The sequence below is a fragment of the Streptomyces sp. NPDC015125 genome (genome assembly GCF_043080045.1).
Lineage (GTDB): Bacteria > Actinomycetota > Actinomycetes > Streptomycetales > Streptomycetaceae > Streptomyces.
Genome location: NZ_JBIBVF010000008.1, coordinates 189,236 through 208,581, shown reverse-complemented (window position 1 = coordinate 208,581; position 19,346 = coordinate 189,236). Strand labels below are relative to the sequence as shown.

The window sequence follows — 19,346 nt, the reverse complement described above, 5'->3', positions numbered from 1 at the left end:
GGCACGGTTAGTTCCCGCGTACAGGAAAATCACGTAACACCCACCAGGCGCCCGGGTATCCGCTGCCACACCCCGGGAACGGCTCGCGGCCCCCCGCGTTGTCGCTGCGACCTCAGGGAAGGCAGGATTGCGGCATGACGCACGCGATGCTGAAAGGGTCGAACGTACCCCTCGATGCCACGGCTGTCCGGGCCGTCCTGCGCTGGACCCCCGGCGCCGGTGTCCCCGATGTCGATGCCTCGGCCCTGTTGGTGGGGCCCGAGGGGCGTGTGAACTCCGACGAGGACTTCGTCTTCTACAACCAACCGCGGCACCCCAGTGGTCTGGTGCGGCACCTGCCCAAGACCCGGCTCGCGGAGAGTCTGACCGACACCATCGAGGCGGAGCTGTCGGCGCTGGATGCGTCGGTGGACCGGGTGGTGCTGGCCGCGTCGTCGGACGGTGGCGCGTTCGCGGGCGTCACGGATCTGCGGGTCGTGCTGTACGACGCGGCACAGAGCGACGGCGAGCCGCTCGTGGTCTTCGATGTGGTTCCCGAGACCGGCGACGAGACGGCGCTGATCTGCGGGGAGTTGTACCGGCGCGCCGACGGCTGGAAATTCCGCGCCCTGGGGCAGGGGTACGAGAGCGGTCTGGTCGGTCTGGCGACCGAGTTCGGGATCTCGGTGGACGAGAACGAAGCTGCCGCCGACGGTCCGCCGGCCTCGGAAGCACCGGTGTCGGCACCTCCCGGCCCGGAGCCCGCGCCGGCCGTCGCCCCGGCCCCTGGGAACGAGCCCGGCCCGTCCGGCGACCCGGCCGCCCCCGGCCCGGCCGTGACCAGCCCCGCCGCCTCCGCCGCGACCCCGCCGCCCAGCACCTGGCCCGAAGAGGCCTCGGGCCCCCCGTCCGCGGCGGACCCTCAGGCATCTTCGGCGTCGGACCCGGAAGCGGTCACCCAGCATGTGCCGGACGCCATGCCGGAGCCGCTCTCCTCCGCACCGCTCTCCTCCGCACCGCTCTCCTCCGCACCGCTGGCCTCACCCGCCGCGGCGCCCCAGGCGCCGGGGATGGCGCCCACGAGCGGCGGCTACGGCTATCCGCAGAACGTTCCACCACCGCCGACGCAGCCCCCGGCCCAGCCCGCCTACGGCTACCCGGGACCGCCGCCCCAGTACCAGCCCCAGCAGCCGCCACCGCCCCCGTACGTCGCTCCGCAGCCGGCGCAGCAACACCCTGCCTCGACGTACGGCTACCCGGTGCAGCAGCCTTTCGTGCCGGACCCGTCCTTCGTCCTGCCGCCCCAGGGCCCGCAGTTCCAGCGCCGTTAGGGAGATCGGACGGATGCCCGCTGCGGCGAGGGCGCAGCACGGACGGGGGCCGCAGGGGCGGGATACGGAACGAGCGGCGCGCCGCACCGGTGGCGCGCGGCACCGGCGGCGGACCGCAGCCTGCCCGGCTCACGCGTTCGTCTTGTAGCCCCGCCCCCACTGCAGCCCCCAGCCGTACAGCCGGTCGAGCTCCGCCTGGAAGCCGTAGACGTACTTCACCTCGCGGCGCACCGTCAGCTCGCCCTTGACGTTTTCGAGCATGAAGACGGCGCAGGAGCGAGCCTGTGGCGCCCGCTCGTCCAGCTTGACCTCCACCCGCGGTCCGCTGCTCGGATAGAGCGTCACGATCGCATGCGTACGGTCGAAGGCCGGCGTGCCGTCGTAGATGTAGACGAAGATCAGCATGCGCTTGATCTCGTCGCGGTGGTCCAAGTTGATGTAGAGCGTCTCGCCGGATCCCGAACCGAAGCGGTCGTCACCGCTGAGCTTGACGAAGGGCGGCCCGTTGAGGTCGCCCAGAAAGTTGCCCAGCGGCTGCACCACGCCCCTGGTGCCGTCCTTGAGCTCGTACAGACACGCCAGATCCAGGTCGACATTGACCACGGCCGGCCCCTGCGCCTGCACTATCTCGGGTTTGAACAGTTTGCCCGGATGCCGCAGCAGACCGCCCCTGCCCTGCCTGCTCCGCTCGTGCAGGTCCGAGGGCCGCATCTGCCAGTGCAGATTGACCCGCAGATGCCCGCTGGCCGCCCCCTGCTTGGTCAGGGAGACGGCCGGATTGCGTTTCGTCAGCTCGACGACGTACGACGCTCCGCCGCTGTCGAAGTCGAACTTCGCCGCGCCACCGCGCCGCAGATTCCCCAGGAACGACACTTTGCCCCACCCCATTGCTCGGCCCCATATCGCTGCGGGGCGGCCTGGAGGTCCGCACCTCAGGGCCGCCCCGCAGAGAGCGTTCCGCAATCAGCGTCGCATCACACTCGGTGCGCCACTTCCGACTGTGCCTTTGAGGAATCTCCCGGCTTGCCCTCGCGCCGGTTCCTGATCACGGACGAGGCGAAGGAGAGACCGATCAGCGAGATGCCCACAAGGCCGGTGACGACCTCGGGGATCTCGTACTTGATCGTGGCCAGCAGGATCACGGCCAGCGCGCCGATCGCGTAGTGGGCGCCGTGCTCCAGGTAGACGTAGTCGTCCAGGGTCCCCTTGCGGACCAGGAAGACGGTCAGCGAGCGGATGTACATCGCGCCGATGCCCAGGCCCAGCGCCATCATGAAGATGTCGTTGGTGATCGCGAAGGCGCCGATGACGCCGTCGAAGGAGAACGACGCGTCGATGACCTCGAGGTAGAGGAACATGAAGAACGCGGCCTTGCCGGCCAGGCCCACTGCCGCGCCGGTGCCCTTCTTCGCGGGAGCCGCCGCGGCCTCCTCGCCTTCCTCGTCCTCGTCCTCGTCCTCGTCCTCCAGCTTGTCCTCGAAGTAGCCGGAGATGCCGCCGACGACGAGATAGGTGATCATGCCCGCGACGCCGGCCAGCAGGACCGTGGCGCTCTTGTCACCGGCGCCGTGCGCGGCGGCGGTGGCCACCGTCATCGCGCTCACCAGCAGGACGACCAGCCCGATGATGACCGACAGCATGTCGAGCTTGCCCATCTTGGCCATGGGCTTCTCGATCCAGGAAAGCCACTTGTAGTCGCGCTCCTCGAATATGAAGTCGAGGAAGATCATCAGCAGGAAGATTCCGCCGAAGGCCGCGATGGCCGGGTGCGCGCTGGTGACCAGTTCCTGGTATTGCGCCTTGTCATTGATGGCGAGGTTGACCGCCTCGATCGGCCCCAGCTTCGCGGTGATCGCGACAATGACGACCGGGAACACCAGCCGCATGCCGAACACCGCGATGAGGATGCCGAAGGTGAGGAAGATCTTCTGCCAGAAGGCGTTCATCTTGCGCAGGATGCCTGCGTTGATGACGGCATTGTCGAACGAGAGCGAGATCTCCAGGACGGACAGGATCCCGACGATCGCGAGCCCCTGCCACCCCCAGAGCACGCCCGCCAAGGCGAGGCCTATCACCGTGATGGCGAACGACCAGCCAAAGGTTTTCAGGAGCACTGCCTACCCAATCCCTCGCTGTATGGGGTCCCCCGCGCGCAGCGCGCGGCGCTTTACGAAACGTTGACCCCGAAGTCTAGAGCGATGCCCCGCAGACCCGACGCGTACCCCTGCCCTACCGCTCGGAACTTCCATTCGCCGTTGTAGCGGTACACCTCACCGAAGATCATCGCGGTTTCGCCGGAGGCGTCCTCGCTGAGGTCGTAGCGGGCGAGCTCACTGCCGTCGGCCTGATTGACGATCCGGATAAAGGCATTGCTGACCTGGCCGAAGCTCTGACCGCGCGCATCGGCTTCATGGATCGAGACCGGAAAAACGATCTTGTCGACCTGTTCGGGCACCTGCGAGAGATCCACCAGGACCGACTCGTCGTCGCCCTCCCCCTCACCGGTGAGATTGTCCCCGGTGTGCTCGACGGAGCCCTCGGGGCTCTTGAGGTTGTTGTAGAAGACGAAGTACTCGTCCCCCAGCACCCGGCCCGACTGGCACAGCAGCGCGCTGGCGTCGAGGTCGAAGGGTGCCCCGGTCGTGGACCGTGCGTCCCAGCCGAGGCCGACCATGATCTGCGTGAGATTCGGAGCGGCCTTGGAAAGGGAGACATTGCCCCCCTTGGCGAGCGTGACGCTCATCGTTCGCTTCCTCCCCGGTGTCGGTGCGGGCCGTGCCCGGCGCGGCCCGTGTCCCTTCATGCACGTCCGGCGCCGCACTCCCCGGACGGGGCGTACGGCGCCGGACGCGGTCACTCCTGGCCCGGCAGCCACTGCGGTGGTGCTGCCCGGTCCGGACGTCGACGATCAGCTGGCGGATCCCCTCGGATCCCCTCGGATCCGGCCGGTCAGACGTTGACGCCGAAGTCCTGCGCGATGCCGCGCAGCCCCGAAGCGTAGCCCTGGCCGATGGCCCGGAACTTCCACTCGGCGCCGTTGCGGTACAGCTCACCGAAGACCATGGCGGTCTCGGTCGAGGCGTCCTCGCTCAGGTCGTAGCGCGCCAGCTCGTTGTTGTCGGCCTGGTTGACCACGCGGATGAAGGCGTTGCGGACCTGGCCGAAGCTCTGCTGGCGGGTCTCGGCGTCGTAGATCGACACCGGGAAAACGATCTTGGAGACATCGGCCGGCACCGCGGCCAGATTCACCTTGATCTGCTCGTCGTCGCCTTCGCCCTCACCGGTGATGTTGTCACCGGTGTGCTCGACCGAACCGTCCGGGCTCTTCAGGTTGTTGAAGAACACGAAGTTCTGGTCGTTGGCCACCTTGCCCTGGTCGTTCGTCAGCAGGGCGCTGGCGTCCAGGTCGAAGTCCGTACCGGTGGTCGTACGCGCGTCCCAGCCCAGACCGACGACGACGGCGGTCAGATTGGGGGCTTCCTTCGTCAGCGAGACGTTGCCGCCCTTGCTGAGGCTGACTCCCACGAGTCCTCCCATAGATTCGAGGGGTACGTAAAGATTTGCGCCCCCATCGTGCATGGCATCGGATCAACGAATTGATCCTAGTGACCGGTTCCCACCGATTGCAGATATCGCACCTGGATCAGTGCGGATTCGGCCCGGTGGGCGCAGGGACACAGGAGGCACAGGGGGCGCCTGGGAGAGTGCGCCGCCTCAGAGGGTGTCGAGCGCCTTGACGTACTCGTTCAGGTCACGGGCGTCGGGCAGGCCGTTGACGACCGTCCAGCGCACCACGCCTTCCTTGTCGATGATGAAGGTGCCGCGCACCGCGCAGCCCTTCTCCTCGTCGAAGACGCCGTACGCCCGCGAGACCTCGCCGTGCGGCCAGAAGTCCGACAGCAGCGGGTACTCCAGCCCCTCCTGCTCGGCGAAGACGCGCAGCGAGAACGGGGAGTCGTTGGAGACGGCCAGCAGCTGGACGTCGTCGTTGACGAACTTCGGCAGCTCGTCACGGAGCGCACAGAGCTCGCCGGTGCAGACGCCGGTGAAGGCGAAGGGGTAGAAGAGGAGGACGACGGCCTTCTCGCCGCGGAAGCCGGAGAGCTTGACCAGCTCGCCGTGCTGGTTCTTCAGCTCGAAATCCGGAGCCTTCGTGCCGACCTCGATCGCCATGGGGTGCTTCCCTTCCGCTCACGCTCAAACAGGACGCGGCCAACCCTACGCGCCGGGGTGCACGTCCGGGGAACCCGTCCTGAACGGGGCCGAGCCCCCTCCGGAACAGGCGGAGGGGGCTCGGTGGCGAATGGTGAGACCGTGCGGCTCAGCGCTTGCCGGCCTTGGGCGTGACCAGTCGGCTGCCTGCCCAGTCCTTGCCCGCATTGATGCTCTTGGTCTGGGACAGACCCGCGGTCTGCGCGGCCTCATTGATGTCGCTCGGCTCGACGTAGCCGTCGCGGCCGGTCTTCGGGGTCAGCAGCCAGATCTGCCCGCCCTCGTCGATCAGCCCGATGGCGTCCACCAGCGCGTCCGTGAGGTCGCCGTCCTCGTCGCGGAACCACAGCAGAACGACGTCACACACGTCGTCGTAGTCCTCGTCGACGAGATCCTGGCCGATCACGGTCTCAATGCCTTCGCGGAGTTCCTGATCGACGTCGTCGTCGTATCCGATCTCCTGGACCACCTGTCCGGGCTCGAACCCAAGCCTGGCGGCAGGGTTGGTCCGCTCCTCCGCGTGGTCCGCGGTCGCGCTCACGGATTGCCTCCTGTCATGTTTCGGAAATGCTCGGGGACCCCGCGCGTGCGCGGAGCATTGGGCGTAGTCCACACGGGCCGGGCGGATCGCGCAAGTACCCGGCGGTCCAGACCGCCGAAACGGTGACGTTTCGAGGCGTCTCGCCGCAAGCGCGACCCCCGCAGGCCAGGCTGAAGTGATTCACGCCACAGCTTTCTGTGAAGTTTATCGGGTACTTGCGCGGCACTGGTCCCTTCGGGGGGCACCGGCCGGCTGCGGACCTGATTTCGGGGACCGCACGTCCGTACGCGAAGCACTTTCGACATGGGCGTATGGTTGCGATTTGGCCGACCCGAGAAATCGGCCTTTTCAGCGCCATCTCTCTACGGATGGGTTACCCATCGGTAGAGGTGACGTATCCCTGTGGCTCGGTACACGATGGAGACGGCGCGACACCAAGGCAGCGACAGCATTCGTCCCGTGCACGGCACCCATCACTTGCAGAGCACGAAACGAACCGAACACGAAGGAACAGCGTGGCTTCCGGATCCGATCGAAACCCGATCATCATTGGCGGCCTTCCCAGCCAGGTCCCGGACTTCGATCCCGAAGAGACCCAGGAGTGGCTCGACTCGCTCGACGCAGCCGTCGACGAGCGGGGCCGGGAACGTGCCCGCTACCTCATGCTCCGCCTGATCGAGCGCGCGCGCGAGAAGCGGGTGGCCGTGCCCGAGATGCGCAGCTCGGACTACGTGAACACCATCGCGACCAAGGACGAGCCGTTCTTCCCGGGCAATGAGGAGATCGAGCGCAAGGTCCTGAACGCGACCCGGTGGAACGCCGCGGTCATGGTCTCGCGCGCCCAGCGTCCGGGCATCGGCGTCGGCGGGCACATCGCCACCTTCGCCTCCTCCGCCTCCCTCTACGACGTGGGCTTCAACCACTTCTTCCGGGGCAAGGACGAGGGCGACGGCGGCGACCAGATCTTCTTCCAGGGCCACGCCTCGCCCGGTGTCTACGCCCGCGCGTTCCTCCTGGACCGGCTGTCCGAGGCCCAGCTCGACGCCTTCCGGCAGGAGAAGTCCAAGGCCCCCAACGGTCTGTCCAGCTACCCGCACCCGCGGCTGATGCCGGACTTCTGGGAGTTCCCGACCGTCTCGATGGGCCTCGGCCCGCTCGGCGCGATCTACCAGGCGCGGATGAACCGCTACATGGAGGCGCGCGGCATCGCCGACACCTCCAAGTCGCATGTCTGGGCCTACCTCGGCGACGGCGAGATGGACGAGCCCGAGTCGCTCGGCCAGCTGTCCATCGCCGCCCGGGAGGGCCTGGACAACCTGACCTTCGTCGTCAACTGCAACCTGCAGCGCCTCGACGGCCCGGTCCGCGGCAACGGCAAGATCATGCAGGAGCTGGAGTCGCAGTTCCGCGGCGCCGGCTGGAACGTCATCAAGCTGGTGTGGGACCGCAGCTGGGACCCGCTGCTCGCGCAGGACCGCGACGGCATCCTGGTCAACAAGCTCAACAGCACGCCCGACGGTCAGTTCCAGACGTACGCCACCGAGACCGGCTCGTACATCCGCGAGCACTTCTTCGGTGACGACCAGCGGCTGCGCGCGATGGTCGAGAACATGACCGACGACCAGATCCTGCACCTGGGCCGTGGCGGTCACGACCACAAGAAGATCTACGCGGCGTACGCGGCGGCCAAGGCCCACAAGGGCCAGCCGACGGTGATCCTCGCGCAGACCGTCAAGGGCTGGACGCTCGGCCCGAACTTCGAGGGCCGCAACGCGACCCACCAGATGAAGAAGCTCACGGTCGCGGACCTCAAGGGCTTCCGTGACCGGCTGCACCTGCCGATCCCGGACAAGGACCTGGAGGACGGCCTGCCGCCGTACTACCACCCGGGCCGGAACTCCGAAGAGATCCAGTACATGCACGACCGCCGCAAGGGGCTGGGGGGCTATGTGCCCACCCGGGTCGTGCGCGCCGAGCCGCTGCAGCTGCCGGACGACAAGGCCTATGCGGGTGCCAAGAAGGGCTCGGGGCAGCAGAAGATCGCCACGACCATGGCGTTCGTCCGTGTCCTGAAGGACCTGATGCGGGACAAGGAGATCGGCAAGCGGTTCGTGCCGATCGCGCCCGACGAGTACCGCACCTTCGGTATGGACGCGTTCTTCCCGTCGGCCAAGATCTACAACCCGCTGGGCCAGCAGTACGAGTCGGTCGACCGCGAACTGCTGCTCGCGTACAAGGAGTCGCCGACCGGCCAGATGCTGCACGACGGCATCACCGAGGCGGGCTGCACCGCTTCCCTGATCGCCGCGGGCTCCGCCTATGCGACGCACGGCGAGCCGCTGATCCCGGTCTATGTCTTCTACTCGATGTTCGGCTTCCAGCGCACCGGCGACCAGTTCTGGCAGATGGCCGACCAGCTCGCGCGCGGCTTCGTTCTCGGCGCGACCGCGGGCCGGACGACGCTGACCGGTGAGGGCCTGCAGCACGCCGACGGCCACTCCCAGCTGCTGGCCTCGACCAACCCGGCCTGTGTCGCCTACGACCCGGCCTACGGTTACGAGATCGCACACATCGTCAAGGACGGTCTGCGGCGGATGTACGGCGAGAACGCCGAGGACATCTTCTACTACCTGACCGTCTACAACGAGCCCATCCAGCACCCGGCGGAGCCGGCGGACGCCGATGTCGAGGGCATCCTCAAGGGTCTGCACCGCATCAAGGCAGGCGAGAAGGGCGAGCACGCGGCCCGGATCCTCGCCTCGGGTGTCGCGGTGCCGTGGGCCGTCGAGGCCCAGCAGATCCTCGCGGACGACTGGAACGTCAAGGCCGATGTCTGGTCGGCGACGTCCTGGAACGAGCTGCGCCGCGACGCGGTGGAGATCGAGGAGCACAACCTGCTGCACCCGGAGGAGGAGCAGCGCGTCCCGTATGTGACGCAGAAGCTCCAGGGTGCCGAGGGTCCGACGATCGCGGTCTCGGACTGGATGCGGGCGGTTCCGGACCAGATCGCGCGCTGGGTTCCCGGCACGTACCAGTCGCTGGGCGCCGATGGCTTCGGCTTCGCGGACACCCGTGGCGCGGCCCGTCGCTTCTTCCACATCGACCCGCAGTCCATCGTCCTCGGCGTGCTCACCGAGCTCGCCAAGGAGGGCAAGGTCGACCGGTCGCTGCTGAAGCAGGCGATCGACCGCTACCAGCTCCTGGACGTCACGGCCGCCGACGCGGGTGAGGCCGGCGGCGACGCCTGACCCCTCCGCGGCAAGCCGCCGCACCGCCTCCGCCGCGCCCCCCGACCAGCGTCTTTCGCCGGTCGGGGGGCGCGGCGGTGTGTGGTGGGGCGCGGCGGTGTGGTGGAGCGCGGCGGTGCGTACGGGGAGGTCCGTGGGCGGCCGGTTCAGCGCTCCCACACCTTGAACGCCCGTACCTGGTACGGGGACCGGGGCACCCAGCTGCCGCCGCCCGGGTAGGTGTCGAACTCGGCGGTCTCGGCGCATTCCTCGCTCTGGTAGGTGGTGACCGGCCGGCCGGTGCGGTTGGCGAGCGCGGCGGCACTGGTTCCCTCGGGCAGCGGGGTGCAGCTCTCGATGTCGGTGCCGGACAGCTCGTAGGTCCGCCGCGTGCCGCCGAAGTCCGCCTTCGGCCAGAGGCACAGCTGTCCTGCCGCGCAGGGGCCCGAGGCGGCACCGACACGGCCGCCGGGGGCCGCGTGCGCAGCCGGGGTGCCGAGGGCCGGCGGGACGGCGAGGGCCGCGGTGAGCGCGGCGAGGCCGGTGAGGAGCGCGGTGGTGTGGGGCGTACGCAGACGCAGACGCATAGGAATCTCTCCCCCGTGAAGGACGACGATGGCGTTCCGCCGTGGGCGGGTTGCCCGCGGCGGGTGCTGCGGTGTCGAGCTTCGCGAGGGCGCGGCGCGGTTGCCAAGGCCGTGGCGGCACGGCCACCCGGATCAGGTATGTGGACAGGGAAGACGGCCCGGCGTGGGGCATCGGGTGCACGGCGTTGACGTGGGACGGACCGGCGGGGAGAGGGTGCGGAAACCGTTCGCCCCATGGGCTGCCGGGGGTCGGGAGGCACCTGACGCCCCCGGAGGGGGCCGGTGCCCGGCTCGGTTCCCCGACCGCCTCATCCGGATGAGGGATTCGGCCGTCCGCCAGCGGCCAACTCCCGCCCGTCACACGGCGGAAGGGGCCGGGTGCGGTCCGGGACGGCCGGTTGACGCCCGCCGTTGACGGCACCACGCAAAAAGCGGCGCGCGGCCGGACGAGGACGAGCCTCGTACCTGCCGCGCGCCGGCGTCCGGGCCTCGGGCGTCGGGCCTCGGGCGTCAGGCGTCAGACGACGGGCGTCAGACGTCGGGCGCCGCGGAATGGTGCCGACCGGTCGTATGCCGCGGCCGGGGCCCGGTCAGATGTGGCCGACCCCGGCGCCCGCCTCGGCGTTCGCGCCGCGCTTGGTGAAGACGGCGACGACGGCGGCAACGGCCGCCACACCGCAGGCGACCGTGAAGGCCAGGCCCATGCCGGACACAAAGGTGTCGTGGGCGACGGAGGTGATCTTCTGGGCGAACTCCGGCGGGGTGCCCTTCGGAACGGGGGCGATACCGGCCGAGACCGCGTCGGAGAGCTCGGACGCCTTCGCGGGCGGGACGGGCGGGAGGCCGGCCGCCTTCCAGTTGTCCGGGAGTTCGCTGTCGACACGGGAGGCCATCACCGCGCCGAGCACGGCCGTGCCGAGGCTGCCGCCGACCTGCATCGCGGCCTGCTGGAGACCGCCGGCCACGCCGGAGAGCTCCAGCGGGGCGTTGCCGACGATGACCTCGGTGGCGCCGACCATGACAGGCGCGAGGCCGAGGCCGAGCAGCGCGAACCAGAGGGACATCGGGCCGGTGCTGCTGTCCGTGTCGAGGCCGGACATGCCGTACATGGCGACGGCGGTGAGGACCATGCCGCTGACCAGCGGAATGCGCGGGCCGAGCTTGGTGATCAGGGCACCGGCGAGCGGCGAGCCGACGATCATCATGCCCGTGAGCGGGAGGAGGTGCAGACCGCTGTCGACGGGGGTCATGCCGTGGACGTTCTGGAGGTAGAACGTCACGAAGAACAGGCCGCCCATGAAGGCGAAGGCCATCAGCACCATCAGGACCGTGCCGGCGGTCAGCGGCAGGGAGCGGAACATCCGCAGCGGGATGAGCGGTTCGCGGACCTTGGTCTCCAGCACGGCGAACAGCGCGAAGAGGACCACCGCGGCGATCAGGAAGCCCCAGGTCTTCATATCGCCCCAGCCCCATTCCGACGCCTTGATCAGCGGCCAGATGAGGCAGAACATCGCTGTGGAGAGCAGCACGATGCCCGGGATGTCGAACGAACGCGGGGCATTCTCCGCGCGGTGGTCCTTGAGGATCACCAGGCCGAGGACCAGCGCCAGCACACCGACCGGGACGTTGATGAAGAACACGGACTGCCAGTTGACGTGCTCGACCAGCAGTCCGCCGACTATCGGCCCGCCGGCGGTGGAGGCGCCGATGACCATGCCCCAGATGCCGATCGCCATGTTGAGCTTCTCGGCCGGGAAGGTGGCGCGCAGCAGTCCCAGCGCGGCGGGCATCAGCAGCGCGCCGAACAGGCCTTGCAGGACGCGGAAGGTGATGACCAGCGCGACCTCGTGGGAGAACCCGATGGCGCCGGAAGCGGCGGCGAAGCCGAGGATGCCGACCAGGAAGGTCTGGCGGTGGCCGAAGCGGTCGCCGAGCTTGCCTGCCGTGATCAGCGAGACGGCCAGCGCGAGCATGTAGCCGTTGGTGATCCACTGCACATCGGCGAGCGAGGCACCGAGGTCCTTCTTGATGGCCGGGTTGGCGATGGCGACGATCGTGCCGTCCAGGGCCACCATCATGACGCCGATGGCAACGGAGAAGAGGGTCAGCCACGGATGGCCGCGCAGCCCCTTCGGGGGCTGTGGTGCGGGAAGGTCCGGCGCAGCAACGGCAACCGGGGTCTGGGAACTCATACGACGAGGCTAATGTCAGCCACTGACAGTTGACAAAGCAAATCATGAGTCAGTAACTGTCATTCCGCTCACAGGTAACCTGAGCAGCGAGAACACCACGGAAAGGCGGCTCAGGATGGCGACCCCGACGCCGCATACGGCACCCACCGGCCTGCGGGAACGCAAGAAGCAGCGCACCCGCGACGCGCTGATCCGCGCGGCGCTCGAACTCTTCACGGAGCAGGGGTACGAGGCGACGACCATCGATGAGATCGCGGAGGCGGTGGATGTCTCCCAGCGGACGTACTTCCGCTACTTCGCCAACAAGGAGGACGTCGCCTTCGCCGTCCAGGAGATGATCGAGGCCCGTTTCCTCGACGAGCTGAGCGCACGGCCCGCGACCGAGGCCCCGCTCACCGCCCTGCGCAGCGCCGTGATGGTGGCCTGGGACGACATCGGCAGCGCCATCGAGTCGGTGATCCCGGTGGAGCTGCACATGCGCTCGTACCAAATGATCGAGTCGACGCCCGCACTGGTCGCCGCGCATCTGCGGCGCTCCTCCGAACTGGAGCTGGAGATGGCGCGGTTGATCGCCCGGCGCGAGGGGCTGGACGTGGATGCCGATCCGCGGCCGCGGGTGCTGGTTGCCGCGTTCGGCGGGGTGATGCGGGTGGCCGGCAAGGTGTGGGGCGAGGGACAGGACTGCAGCGTGGCGTCCATCCGCGAGCTCACCCAGTCCTATCTGGACCACATCGGGCCGGCGATGGAGGGCGACTGGCGGGCAAGGTGAGCGCACCGGCGCCACGGCCGGTCAGTGGCCGGTCAGCGGGCGGACCTCGGGCCGGACGAACCGCGGACCGGGCGGACCGCGGACCGGTCAGCCCGCCCGTACGACGGTTCGTGCGGCGGTTCGTGCGGTGGTTCGTGCGACGAGTCGCACGACGGCCCGTGCGAGGACCCACGGCGACCCGTGCGACGGCCCGCGGCAGCCCGCACGGAATGCGTTACTCCCCGTAACGCCAATCCACCTTTACGCGATCACTCCGAGCGCCCCCTGAGACCGCGCCTGCACGACTGAGCACCGAAAACAGCTGACATGTGTCCGGTTTGGTCGAAATACCCACCGCGAAACGTGATCTCACTCACGGTCACAGCAAGCATCCTTCCGCGTCTCCTAGGGTGGCACGCGGTGACTTCTTTCCCGGGCCTCGGCCCCTCCTCCAGCTTCCTGCAGTCCTCCACCTGGCGTGCCGCACTCGCCCTGGCGGTGGTGTTCGTGATGCTCGCCCTCACCGGCTGGACGGCCGTCAGAGGCACCAAGGAAGACGCCAATCCGCTGGCCACTGCCAAGACCGCCTGGCAGCACGCCACTTTCCACGGCCGCCCGCTGCCCGACCCCGACGGTTCGCCGGCCGCGCTCCGGGGCTTCTTCGCCAAGCTCACCGGTGCCGAGAAGCAGCAGCTCGCCGACCGCTATCCGCTCGTCGTGGGCAATATGAACGGCGCCCCCGTGCCGCTGCGTTACCGCGCCAACCGGATGGCCATCGACGATGCCCGCCGGATCGAGAAACAGCGGATGGGCGACCGCCGGCTCACCCCCGTCGGCCGCCAGGAAGCGGGCCGGCTGATGCACCGCTTCGAGTCGATGATGAGCCCCGCCCGGCAGATCCTGGCCTTCGATCCGGCCGGCGACGGCCGGGCCGCCGAAGTCTTCGGCAACCTCCCGGCGGCGCAACGGGTTTCGGTCGTGGTGCCCGGGGTGGACACCAATCTGTCGACCTTCGAGCGCACCGCGCGGGCGAACACCGCCCCCGTCGGCATGGCGCAGTCCCTCTACGGCGCCGAGCGCGAAGCCCGGCCGAGCACCCGTACCGCCGTGATCGCCTGGGCCGACTACACCTCGCCGCCCGGAATGGGCGTCGAGGCCGCCACCGGGAAGCTCGCCGCGGACGGCGCGGTCCGGCTGCGCGCCCTGGTGGACTCGCTGCCCTCCTCCGAGGCCGTCTCGCTGTTCTGCCACAGCTACGGGTCCGTGGTGTGCGGCGTCGCGGCCCGTGACCTGCCGTCCAACGTCGAGGACATCGCGGTGGCCGGCAGCCCCGGCATGCGGGCCGGCAACCTCTCCGGGCTGGGCACCCACGCCCGGGTCTGGGCCATGCGGGACGCCGACGACTGGATCCAGGACGTGCCCTACCTGGAGGTCGGCGGGCTCGGCCACGGCGCCGACCCCGTCGATCCGTCCTTCGGCTCACGACTCCTGTCGGCCGACGGCGCCGTCGGCCACGCCGGCTACTTCGCGCCCGGCACCCGCAGCCTGCGCAACTTCGCCCTGCTCGGGGTGGGCGCGACCAGCACCGTCTCCTGCGCCACCGACGACCCGCACTGCAGCTCGGGCCTGGCCTAGGGGGTGTCCCCCCTCGGGACCACCGGCCCGTACAGACCGGTTCCCGCCGGCACGGCCCGGCGCCCGGGGACGGGCCGTGCCGGCGGGAACCGCACCCGGCGCCGGGGACGTCCACCACACAGGGAACGCAGCGGGTGGCCGGAGTGACGCGCGTAGCTTCGGCAGACGCCCCCGAGGTGTCCGGAAGGGGGACGGGTGGGCAACCGCCCGCATACGATGAGCCGCATGGGTGATGTGCTGGCCGGTTTTCATGCCGTCTGGGAGTTCGACACGGACTCCGTACTCATCCGCTTCGAACGGGGGATCCGCAGGCCGAAGCTGTTCCAGGCGCTCGGCGAGCGACGCATTCCGTACGAGGCGCTGAGCTCCGTCGAGGTGACCGGAGGCAGACGCGGCACGGTGGTGCTGCATGCCGTGCCCCGGCCCGGCGCCGATCCTTTGATGGAGGCGGCGGACGGACAGCTCAAGGAGGACGCCGATCCGTACCGGCTGGTGCTGCCGGCCGAGCGCGGGACGCTTGCCGAGTACTACGCCGACGAGCTGCGCACGGTGCTCGGCCCCGATGCGAAGGAACCCGCCGACCGCCACCTGGTGGCCGCGCCGGAGCCCCCGCTGCACTTCAAGGCGTACGACGGCAAGGCATCCTTCGACGGCCGTTCGGTCGCCTTCCGGTGGTTCTGGACGGGTGCGTCCTCGGCGAAGTGGAAGTGCGGCGACCAGACCTTCCCGGTCGGCGAACTGGCCGGGGTCGAGTGGCGGTCGCCGGAGATCCTCAACGGCTATCTGCGTCTCCTGGAGCGCGGTGCCCGTGAGCCGGGGCCGGGTGAGGCGGACCAGGATCCGGCCGCGGTGGTGTTCGGGCTGGGGTACGGCCCCGTTCACGAGTCGCTGCCGTTCGCGGCCTCGGTACTGCAGGCCGTCCGCGCCGCCGAGCCGGTGCAGGAGACGCCGGAGGGCGAACCGCGCCGCCGGACCGGTGACGCGCGCCGGGACCCCGCCGATATCGCGGAACGGATTCGGCACCTCGGCGAGCTCCACGGGGCCGGCCTGCTGACCGACGACGAGTTCAGCACGAAGAAGGCCGAGCTGCTGGCGGAGCTGTAGGGGCTCCAGGGGTTCCGGTTCAGGGGCTCCGGTTCCAGGGGATCCAGGGGCTCCGTCGGCTCCGGATGCTTTCGGGACTCGTGCGGGCCGGGGGGCGGGATCCAGGTGCGGGATCCCGGGACTCATACCGTGGTAGGGGGCCGAAGCCGGGACCCTGGTATGACGCCGTGGCCGCGGTGCTCCGCTTGGATGGAGGGCGCGATGATCAGACCCTCTTCCCGCCCCGCACCCGAGCCGGCCCGTCACCGGATGCTGCGCGCCGTACGGCAGGCGCCGCACGTCCTCGCCGCCGAGCTCGGCACTCCCACCGAGCCCGGTACTCCACTCTTCGGCAGCGTCCGGAATGCCTGGCTGCGTTGGCTGCCGTATGCCGTCGCGTTCGCGTTCGCGGTGTCCCTGCTGCCGACGACCGTCACCGTCCTCAGCCACGACTACGGCATGAGCGGCGGACTGGCCGGTGCGCTGGCCACGGCACAGACCGCGCCGCTGCTGCTCGCGGTGACCCGGCCGCTGCAGGCCTGGTGGGTGATCTTCACGGCGGACGTGGTCTGCGCCCTGGCGCTCACCGGCGCGGACGGTGTCGCGGACCGCTCCTGGCCCTGGCCGCCCATGGTGATCGTCGGCTATCTCGCGCTGATGCTGGCACTGTCCCTGCGCGAGCGCGGCCGCACCCTGATCGCCGTCTGGCTGACGACCGGTGTGGCGGGCGTCCTCTCCGAGGCGATCACCCCGGACCGCATCAACAGCACCTGGGTGCTGCTGTTCGTGCTGACCGGAGTGGTACTGCTGACGGGCGCCACACTGCGGGAACGCGGCGACGCCCAGCGGAAGTTGATCGAGCAGGAGACCATCAGCGAGGCCGAGCGGGCCCGTCGGACGCTGCTGGAGGAGCGCACCCGTATCGCCCGCGAGCTGCACGATGTCGTCGCCCACCACATGTCGGTGATCACGGTCCAGGCCGACAGCGCCCCGTACCGCATCAGCGGGATTCCCCGGGAGGCGGCGGAGGAGTTCGGTTCGATCGCGGCGACGGCACGGGAGTCGCTGGCGGAGATGCGCCGACTGCTCGGGGTGCTGCGCAGCGAGGAGGCGGAGCGGCACGGCGGCCCGGAGAAGACCCCGCAGCCCGGTATCGGCATGCTGCCGAAGCTGGTCGAGGGGACCGTACGGGCGGGTGTGCCGGTGGAGTTGTCGCTGTCCGAGGACCGGGCGCCGCTCGCACCGGCGGTGGATCTGTCGGCGTACCGCATCGTGCAGGAGGCGCTGGCCAATGTCGTACGGCACGCCCCGGGCGCACGGACCCGGGTGTCGGTGACCACGGCGGCGGACGGCTCCCGGCTGACCGTTCTCGTCGTCAACTCCCCGCCGCCGGCGCCGTCCGTACCGTCCGCACCGCTGGAGACCAACGGCACCGGCCATGGCCTCATCGGCATGCGGGAGCGGGTGCGGCTGGTGGGCGGTTCGCTCGACACCGGGCCGCTCCCCGACGGCGGGTTCCGGGTGGCCGCGCAGCTCCCCCTTTCGCCGCCGCCCGCCCCGGCGGCTTCCCTTTCACCGAAGGATTCCGACTCCCTGTGACCACGCGCGTGATCATCGTCGACGACCAGGCCATGGTGCGCGCGGGCTTCGCCGCGCTGCTCGCCGCGCAGAGCGGTATCGAGGTGGTGGGCGATGCGCCGGACGGCGTGCAGGGAGTGGAGCTGAGCCGCCGGACGCACCCCGATGTGGTGCTGATGGATGTCCGGATGCCGGAGATGGACGGGCTGGAGGCGGCCCGGCAGCTGCTCGACCCGCCCCCCGGCGTGCTGCACCGCCCGAAGGTGCTGATGCTGACCACCTTCGATGTCGACGACTACGTCTACGAGGCGCTGCGGGCGGGGGCGTCCGGCTTCTTGCTCAAGGATGCGCCGCCGGGTGATCTGATCTCCGCGGTCCGGGTCGTGGCGGCCGGGGAGGCGCTGCTCGCCCCGTCCGTGACCCGGCGGCTGATAGCCGATTTCGCCCGCCGGCGGCCCGCGCCCCGCAAGGGCCGGGCCGCGCTCCGGCTGAAGGGCCTCACCCCGCGGGAGACGGAGGTCCTGGAGCTGATCGCGCGTGGCCTGTCGAACCAGGAGATCGCCACTGCGCTGATCGTCGCCGAGCAGACCGTGAAGACCCATGTCAGCCGGGTGCTCGCCAAGTTGGCGCTGCGCGACCGCGCCCAGGCCGTGATCTTCGCGTATGAGTCGGGACTGGTCACGCCCGGGGAGCAGTAGCGGCCGCGGAGGGCTGCCCGGCGTGCCCTTCCCTGCCGCTCCTCCTTGTTGCTCCTCCTTGCCGCTGCTGCTCCTTGTTGCTGCTCCTTGTTGCCGCTCCTCCTTGAGGACGAGGGAGGCTTCTCCCCCCTACCGGGGTATCACCCGGCAGTTGGCTCCGCGGTGTGACGCCGCGTCATACGCCCTCTTCCTACGTTTCCCTCCGCCACACCAACGGGAGAGGGAGACACCATCATGTCCAGGCTGCGAACCACCGCCCGCCGCGGCCGGCGCACGCTCCTCGGCGCCGCGCTCGCGCTGACCGTGGCCGCCGGCACCGGCGGCTGGGCGGCCGGCACCGCGCAGAGCGCCGTCACGGGCCCGGCGCCCGGCGCCGCCGCCTGGCGCGCCGACCACTCCCTCGGCGTCCGGCTGCCGGACCCGGCGACCGCACGGCCCGCCGAGGTCACCCGCTTCTTCGCCTCGCTGACCGACGGGCAGCGGCAGGCACTGGTGGCCCGGCACCCGCTCACCGTCGGCAATCTCGACGGGACGCCCCCCGCCGTGCGGTACGCGGCCAACTCCCGTGCGCTGAAGGCGGAACGGGACCGCCAGCTGGCCCGTGCCACCGCTCCGGCCGGCACCCTCCAGGACCACCGGCAGGCCAGGAAGGCGGCCGCCCGCTGTGCCTCGCTGCTCTCCCCCGGCCGTCACATCCTCGCTTTCGACCCCCGCGGCCGCGGGCAAGTGGCCGAGGTGTACGGCGACTTGGCCACCGCCGAACGCACCGCCGTGATCGTGCCGGGCTCGGACATCGACCTGGCCTCCTTCGACCGCGACGGTCAGCCGTACGGCACACCGGCGGGCATGGCCAAGTCGCTGCGGACCCGGCTGGCCGCCGACGCGCCCGGGACCCGTACCGCGGTCATCGCCTGGGCCGGATACACCACGCCGGTCGGCATCGGCCCGGATGCCATGACCGGCCGGCTCGCCGATGCCGGAGCGCCGCGGCTGGCCCGGTTCCTGTCCGGGCTGGCCGCCGCAGGGGCGCCGGCCCCGGCCGTGCTGTGCCACAGCTACGGCTCGGTGGTCTGCGGGCTGGCCGCCTCGCAGCCGGCCCGCGGCCGCATCGCCGACCTGGTGCTCTTCGGCTCCCCCGGCGTCCGCCGGGACAACGTGGCACAGCTGCACACCTCGGCCCGGGTCTGGGCGGCGCGGGACGCATCCGACTGGATCGGCGATGTCCCGAACGTCGAACTGCTCGGCCTGGGCCACGGCACCGACCCCACCGACCCCGCCTTCGGCGCCCGCCGGGTCTCCGCCGAGCGCGCCGTGGGCCACACCGGCTATCTCGCCCCCGGTACGGACTCCCTCCGGAACTTCGCGGCCATCGTGCTGGGCCACTACGGCGCCGTGCGCTGACACCGGTCCGCGCCACCGGCCCGCGCCGCAGGTCCGCGCCACCGGTCCGCGTCGCACGTCCGCGCCGCAGGTCCACGTCGCAGGTCCGCGCAAGGGCCCAGGGCCCGGGGCGCCCGGCGCGGGCACCGGCCGCT

At 70.2% G+C, this 19,346-nt stretch carries 16 protein-coding genes; 8 read left to right on the top strand and 8 right to left on the bottom strand.

Annotated features, from left to right (window positions below):
* Positions 1-134 precede the first annotated feature (134 nt).
* The gene (locus ACF088_RS19995; RefSeq protein ID WP_392377095.1) at positions 135-1,310 is read left to right on the top strand and encodes a TerD family protein; all 1,176 of its coding nucleotides are present in this window, start codon (positions 135-137) and stop codon (positions 1,308-1,310) included.
* Between the two features lie 129 nt (positions 1,311-1,439).
* Here the strand turns inward: ACF088_RS19995 and ACF088_RS19990 are convergent, their stop codons facing one another.
* The 6 genes from ACF088_RS19990 to ACF088_RS19965 form a co-directional block, all read right to left on the bottom strand.
* Entirely contained in the window at positions 1,440-2,198 is a 759-nt protein-coding gene (locus ACF088_RS19990; protein ID WP_392377094.1) for a Tellurium resistance, read from the bottom strand.
* Between the two features lie 86 nt (positions 2,199-2,284).
* Positions 2,285-3,424: a DUF475 domain-containing protein gene (locus tag ACF088_RS19985; RefSeq protein WP_392377093.1), complete on the bottom strand. Its 1,140-nt coding sequence runs from the start codon at positions 3,422-3,424 to the stop codon at positions 2,285-2,287.
* Between the two features lie 53 nt (positions 3,425-3,477).
* Positions 3,478-4,053, bottom strand: coding sequence for a TerD family protein (locus ACF088_RS19980; protein ID WP_392377092.1), 576 nt, complete (start codon positions 4,051-4,053; stop codon positions 3,478-3,480).
* Between the two features lie 206 nt (positions 4,054-4,259).
* The gene (locus tag ACF088_RS19975; RefSeq protein WP_086721103.1) at positions 4,260-4,835 is read right to left on the bottom strand and encodes a TerD family protein; all 576 of its coding nucleotides are present in this window, start codon (positions 4,833-4,835) and stop codon (positions 4,260-4,262) included.
* Positions 4,836-5,024: 189 nt separating this feature from the next.
* On the bottom strand, positions 5,025-5,483 hold the full coding sequence (locus tag ACF088_RS19970; protein WP_392377091.1) for a peroxiredoxin: 459 nt from the start codon (positions 5,481-5,483) through the stop codon (positions 5,025-5,027).
* 148 nt (positions 5,484-5,631) lie between these two features.
* Positions 5,632-6,063 carry a DUF3052 domain-containing protein gene (locus ACF088_RS19965; protein WP_350250709.1) on the bottom strand — a complete coding sequence of 144 codons (432 nt, stop codon included), beginning with the start codon at positions 6,061-6,063 and terminating at the stop codon, positions 5,632-5,634.
* A 515-nt stretch (positions 6,064-6,578) separates the two neighbouring features.
* Here ACF088_RS19965 and aceE point away from each other — a divergent pair.
* On the top strand, positions 6,579-9,311 hold the full coding sequence (aceE, locus tag ACF088_RS19960; protein WP_392377090.1) for a pyruvate dehydrogenase (acetyl-transferring), homodimeric type: 2,733 nt from the start codon (positions 6,579-6,581) through the stop codon (positions 9,309-9,311).
* A gap of 146 nt (positions 9,312-9,457) precedes the next feature.
* Here aceE and ACF088_RS19955 read toward each other — a convergent pair whose 3' ends face one another.
* Entirely contained in the window at positions 9,458-9,877 is a 420-nt protein-coding gene (locus ACF088_RS19955) for a peptidase inhibitor family I36 protein (protein WP_392377089.1), read from the bottom strand.
* 590 nt (positions 9,878-10,467) lie between these two features.
* Complete coding sequence (locus ACF088_RS19950; protein ID WP_392377088.1) at positions 10,468-12,069, bottom strand: MFS transporter; 1,602 nt, start codon at positions 12,067-12,069, stop codon at positions 10,468-10,470.
* 115 nt (positions 12,070-12,184) lie between these two features.
* On the opposite strand from ACF088_RS19950, the gene ACF088_RS19945 reads away from it, so the two are divergent.
* From ACF088_RS19945 to ACF088_RS19920, 6 genes are all read left to right on the top strand, one after another.
* Positions 12,185-12,838: a TetR/AcrR family transcriptional regulator gene (locus tag ACF088_RS19945; protein WP_392377087.1), complete on the top strand. Its 654-nt coding sequence runs from the start codon at positions 12,185-12,187 to the stop codon at positions 12,836-12,838.
* A 399-nt stretch (positions 12,839-13,237) separates the two neighbouring features.
* Positions 13,238-14,452, top strand: a complete 1,215-nt coding sequence (locus ACF088_RS19940) for an alpha/beta hydrolase (RefSeq protein ID WP_392377086.1) — start codon at positions 13,238-13,240, stop codon at positions 14,450-14,452.
* Between the two features lie 225 nt (positions 14,453-14,677).
* Positions 14,678-15,556, top strand: coding sequence for a DUF4429 domain-containing protein (locus ACF088_RS19935; RefSeq protein ID WP_392377085.1), 879 nt, complete (start codon positions 14,678-14,680; stop codon positions 15,554-15,556).
* A gap of 201 nt (positions 15,557-15,757) precedes the next feature.
* The gene (locus ACF088_RS19930; protein ID WP_392377084.1) at positions 15,758-17,134 is read left to right on the top strand and encodes a sensor histidine kinase; all 1,377 of its coding nucleotides are present in this window, start codon (positions 15,758-15,760) and stop codon (positions 17,132-17,134) included.
* Positions 17,131-17,811 carry a response regulator gene (locus ACF088_RS19925; protein WP_392377083.1) on the top strand — a complete coding sequence of 227 codons (681 nt, stop codon included), beginning with the start codon at positions 17,131-17,133 and terminating at the stop codon, positions 17,809-17,811. The genes ACF088_RS19930 and ACF088_RS19925 overlap by 4 nt, the downstream gene beginning before the upstream one ends.
* Positions 17,812-18,045: 234 nt before the next feature.
* Positions 18,046-19,212, top strand: coding sequence for an alpha/beta hydrolase (locus ACF088_RS19920; protein WP_392377082.1), 1,167 nt, complete (start codon positions 18,046-18,048; stop codon positions 19,210-19,212).
* Positions 19,213-19,346: the final 134 nt, after the last annotated feature.

Bases quoted from the DNA above. Each gene is read 5' to 3' on its own strand.
- ACF088_RS19995 (WP_392377095.1), top strand. From the start codon at position 135: ATGACGCACGCGATGCTGAAAGGGTCGAACGTACCCCTCGATGCCACG.
- ACF088_RS19990 (WP_392377094.1), bottom strand. From the start codon at position 2,198: ATGGGGTGGGGCAAAGTGTCGTTCCTGGGGAATCTGCGGCGCGGTGGC.
- ACF088_RS19980 (WP_392377092.1), bottom strand. From the start codon at position 4,053: ATGAGCGTCACGCTCGCCAAGGGGGGCAATGTCTCCCTTTCCAAGGCC.
- ACF088_RS19970 (WP_392377091.1), bottom strand. From the start codon at position 5,483: ATGGCGATCGAGGTCGGCACGAAGGCTCCGGATTTCGAGCTGAAGAAC.
- ACF088_RS19955 (WP_392377089.1), bottom strand. From the start codon at position 9,877: ATGCGTCTGCGTCTGCGTACGCCCCACACCACCGCGCTCCTCACCGGC.
- ACF088_RS19950 (WP_392377088.1), bottom strand. From the start codon at position 12,069: ATGAGTTCCCAGACCCCGGTTGCCGTTGCTGCGCCGGACCTTCCCGCA.
- ACF088_RS19945 (WP_392377087.1), top strand. From the start codon at position 12,185: ATGGCGACCCCGACGCCGCATACGGCACCCACCGGCCTGCGGGAACGC.
- ACF088_RS19935 (WP_392377085.1), top strand. From the start codon at position 14,678: ATGGGTGATGTGCTGGCCGGTTTTCATGCCGTCTGGGAGTTCGACACG.
- ACF088_RS19930 (WP_392377084.1), top strand. From the start codon at position 15,758: ATGATCAGACCCTCTTCCCGCCCCGCACCCGAGCCGGCCCGTCACCGG.
- ACF088_RS19920 (WP_392377082.1), top strand. From the start codon at position 18,046: ATGTCCAGGCTGCGAACCACCGCCCGCCGCGGCCGGCGCACGCTCCTC.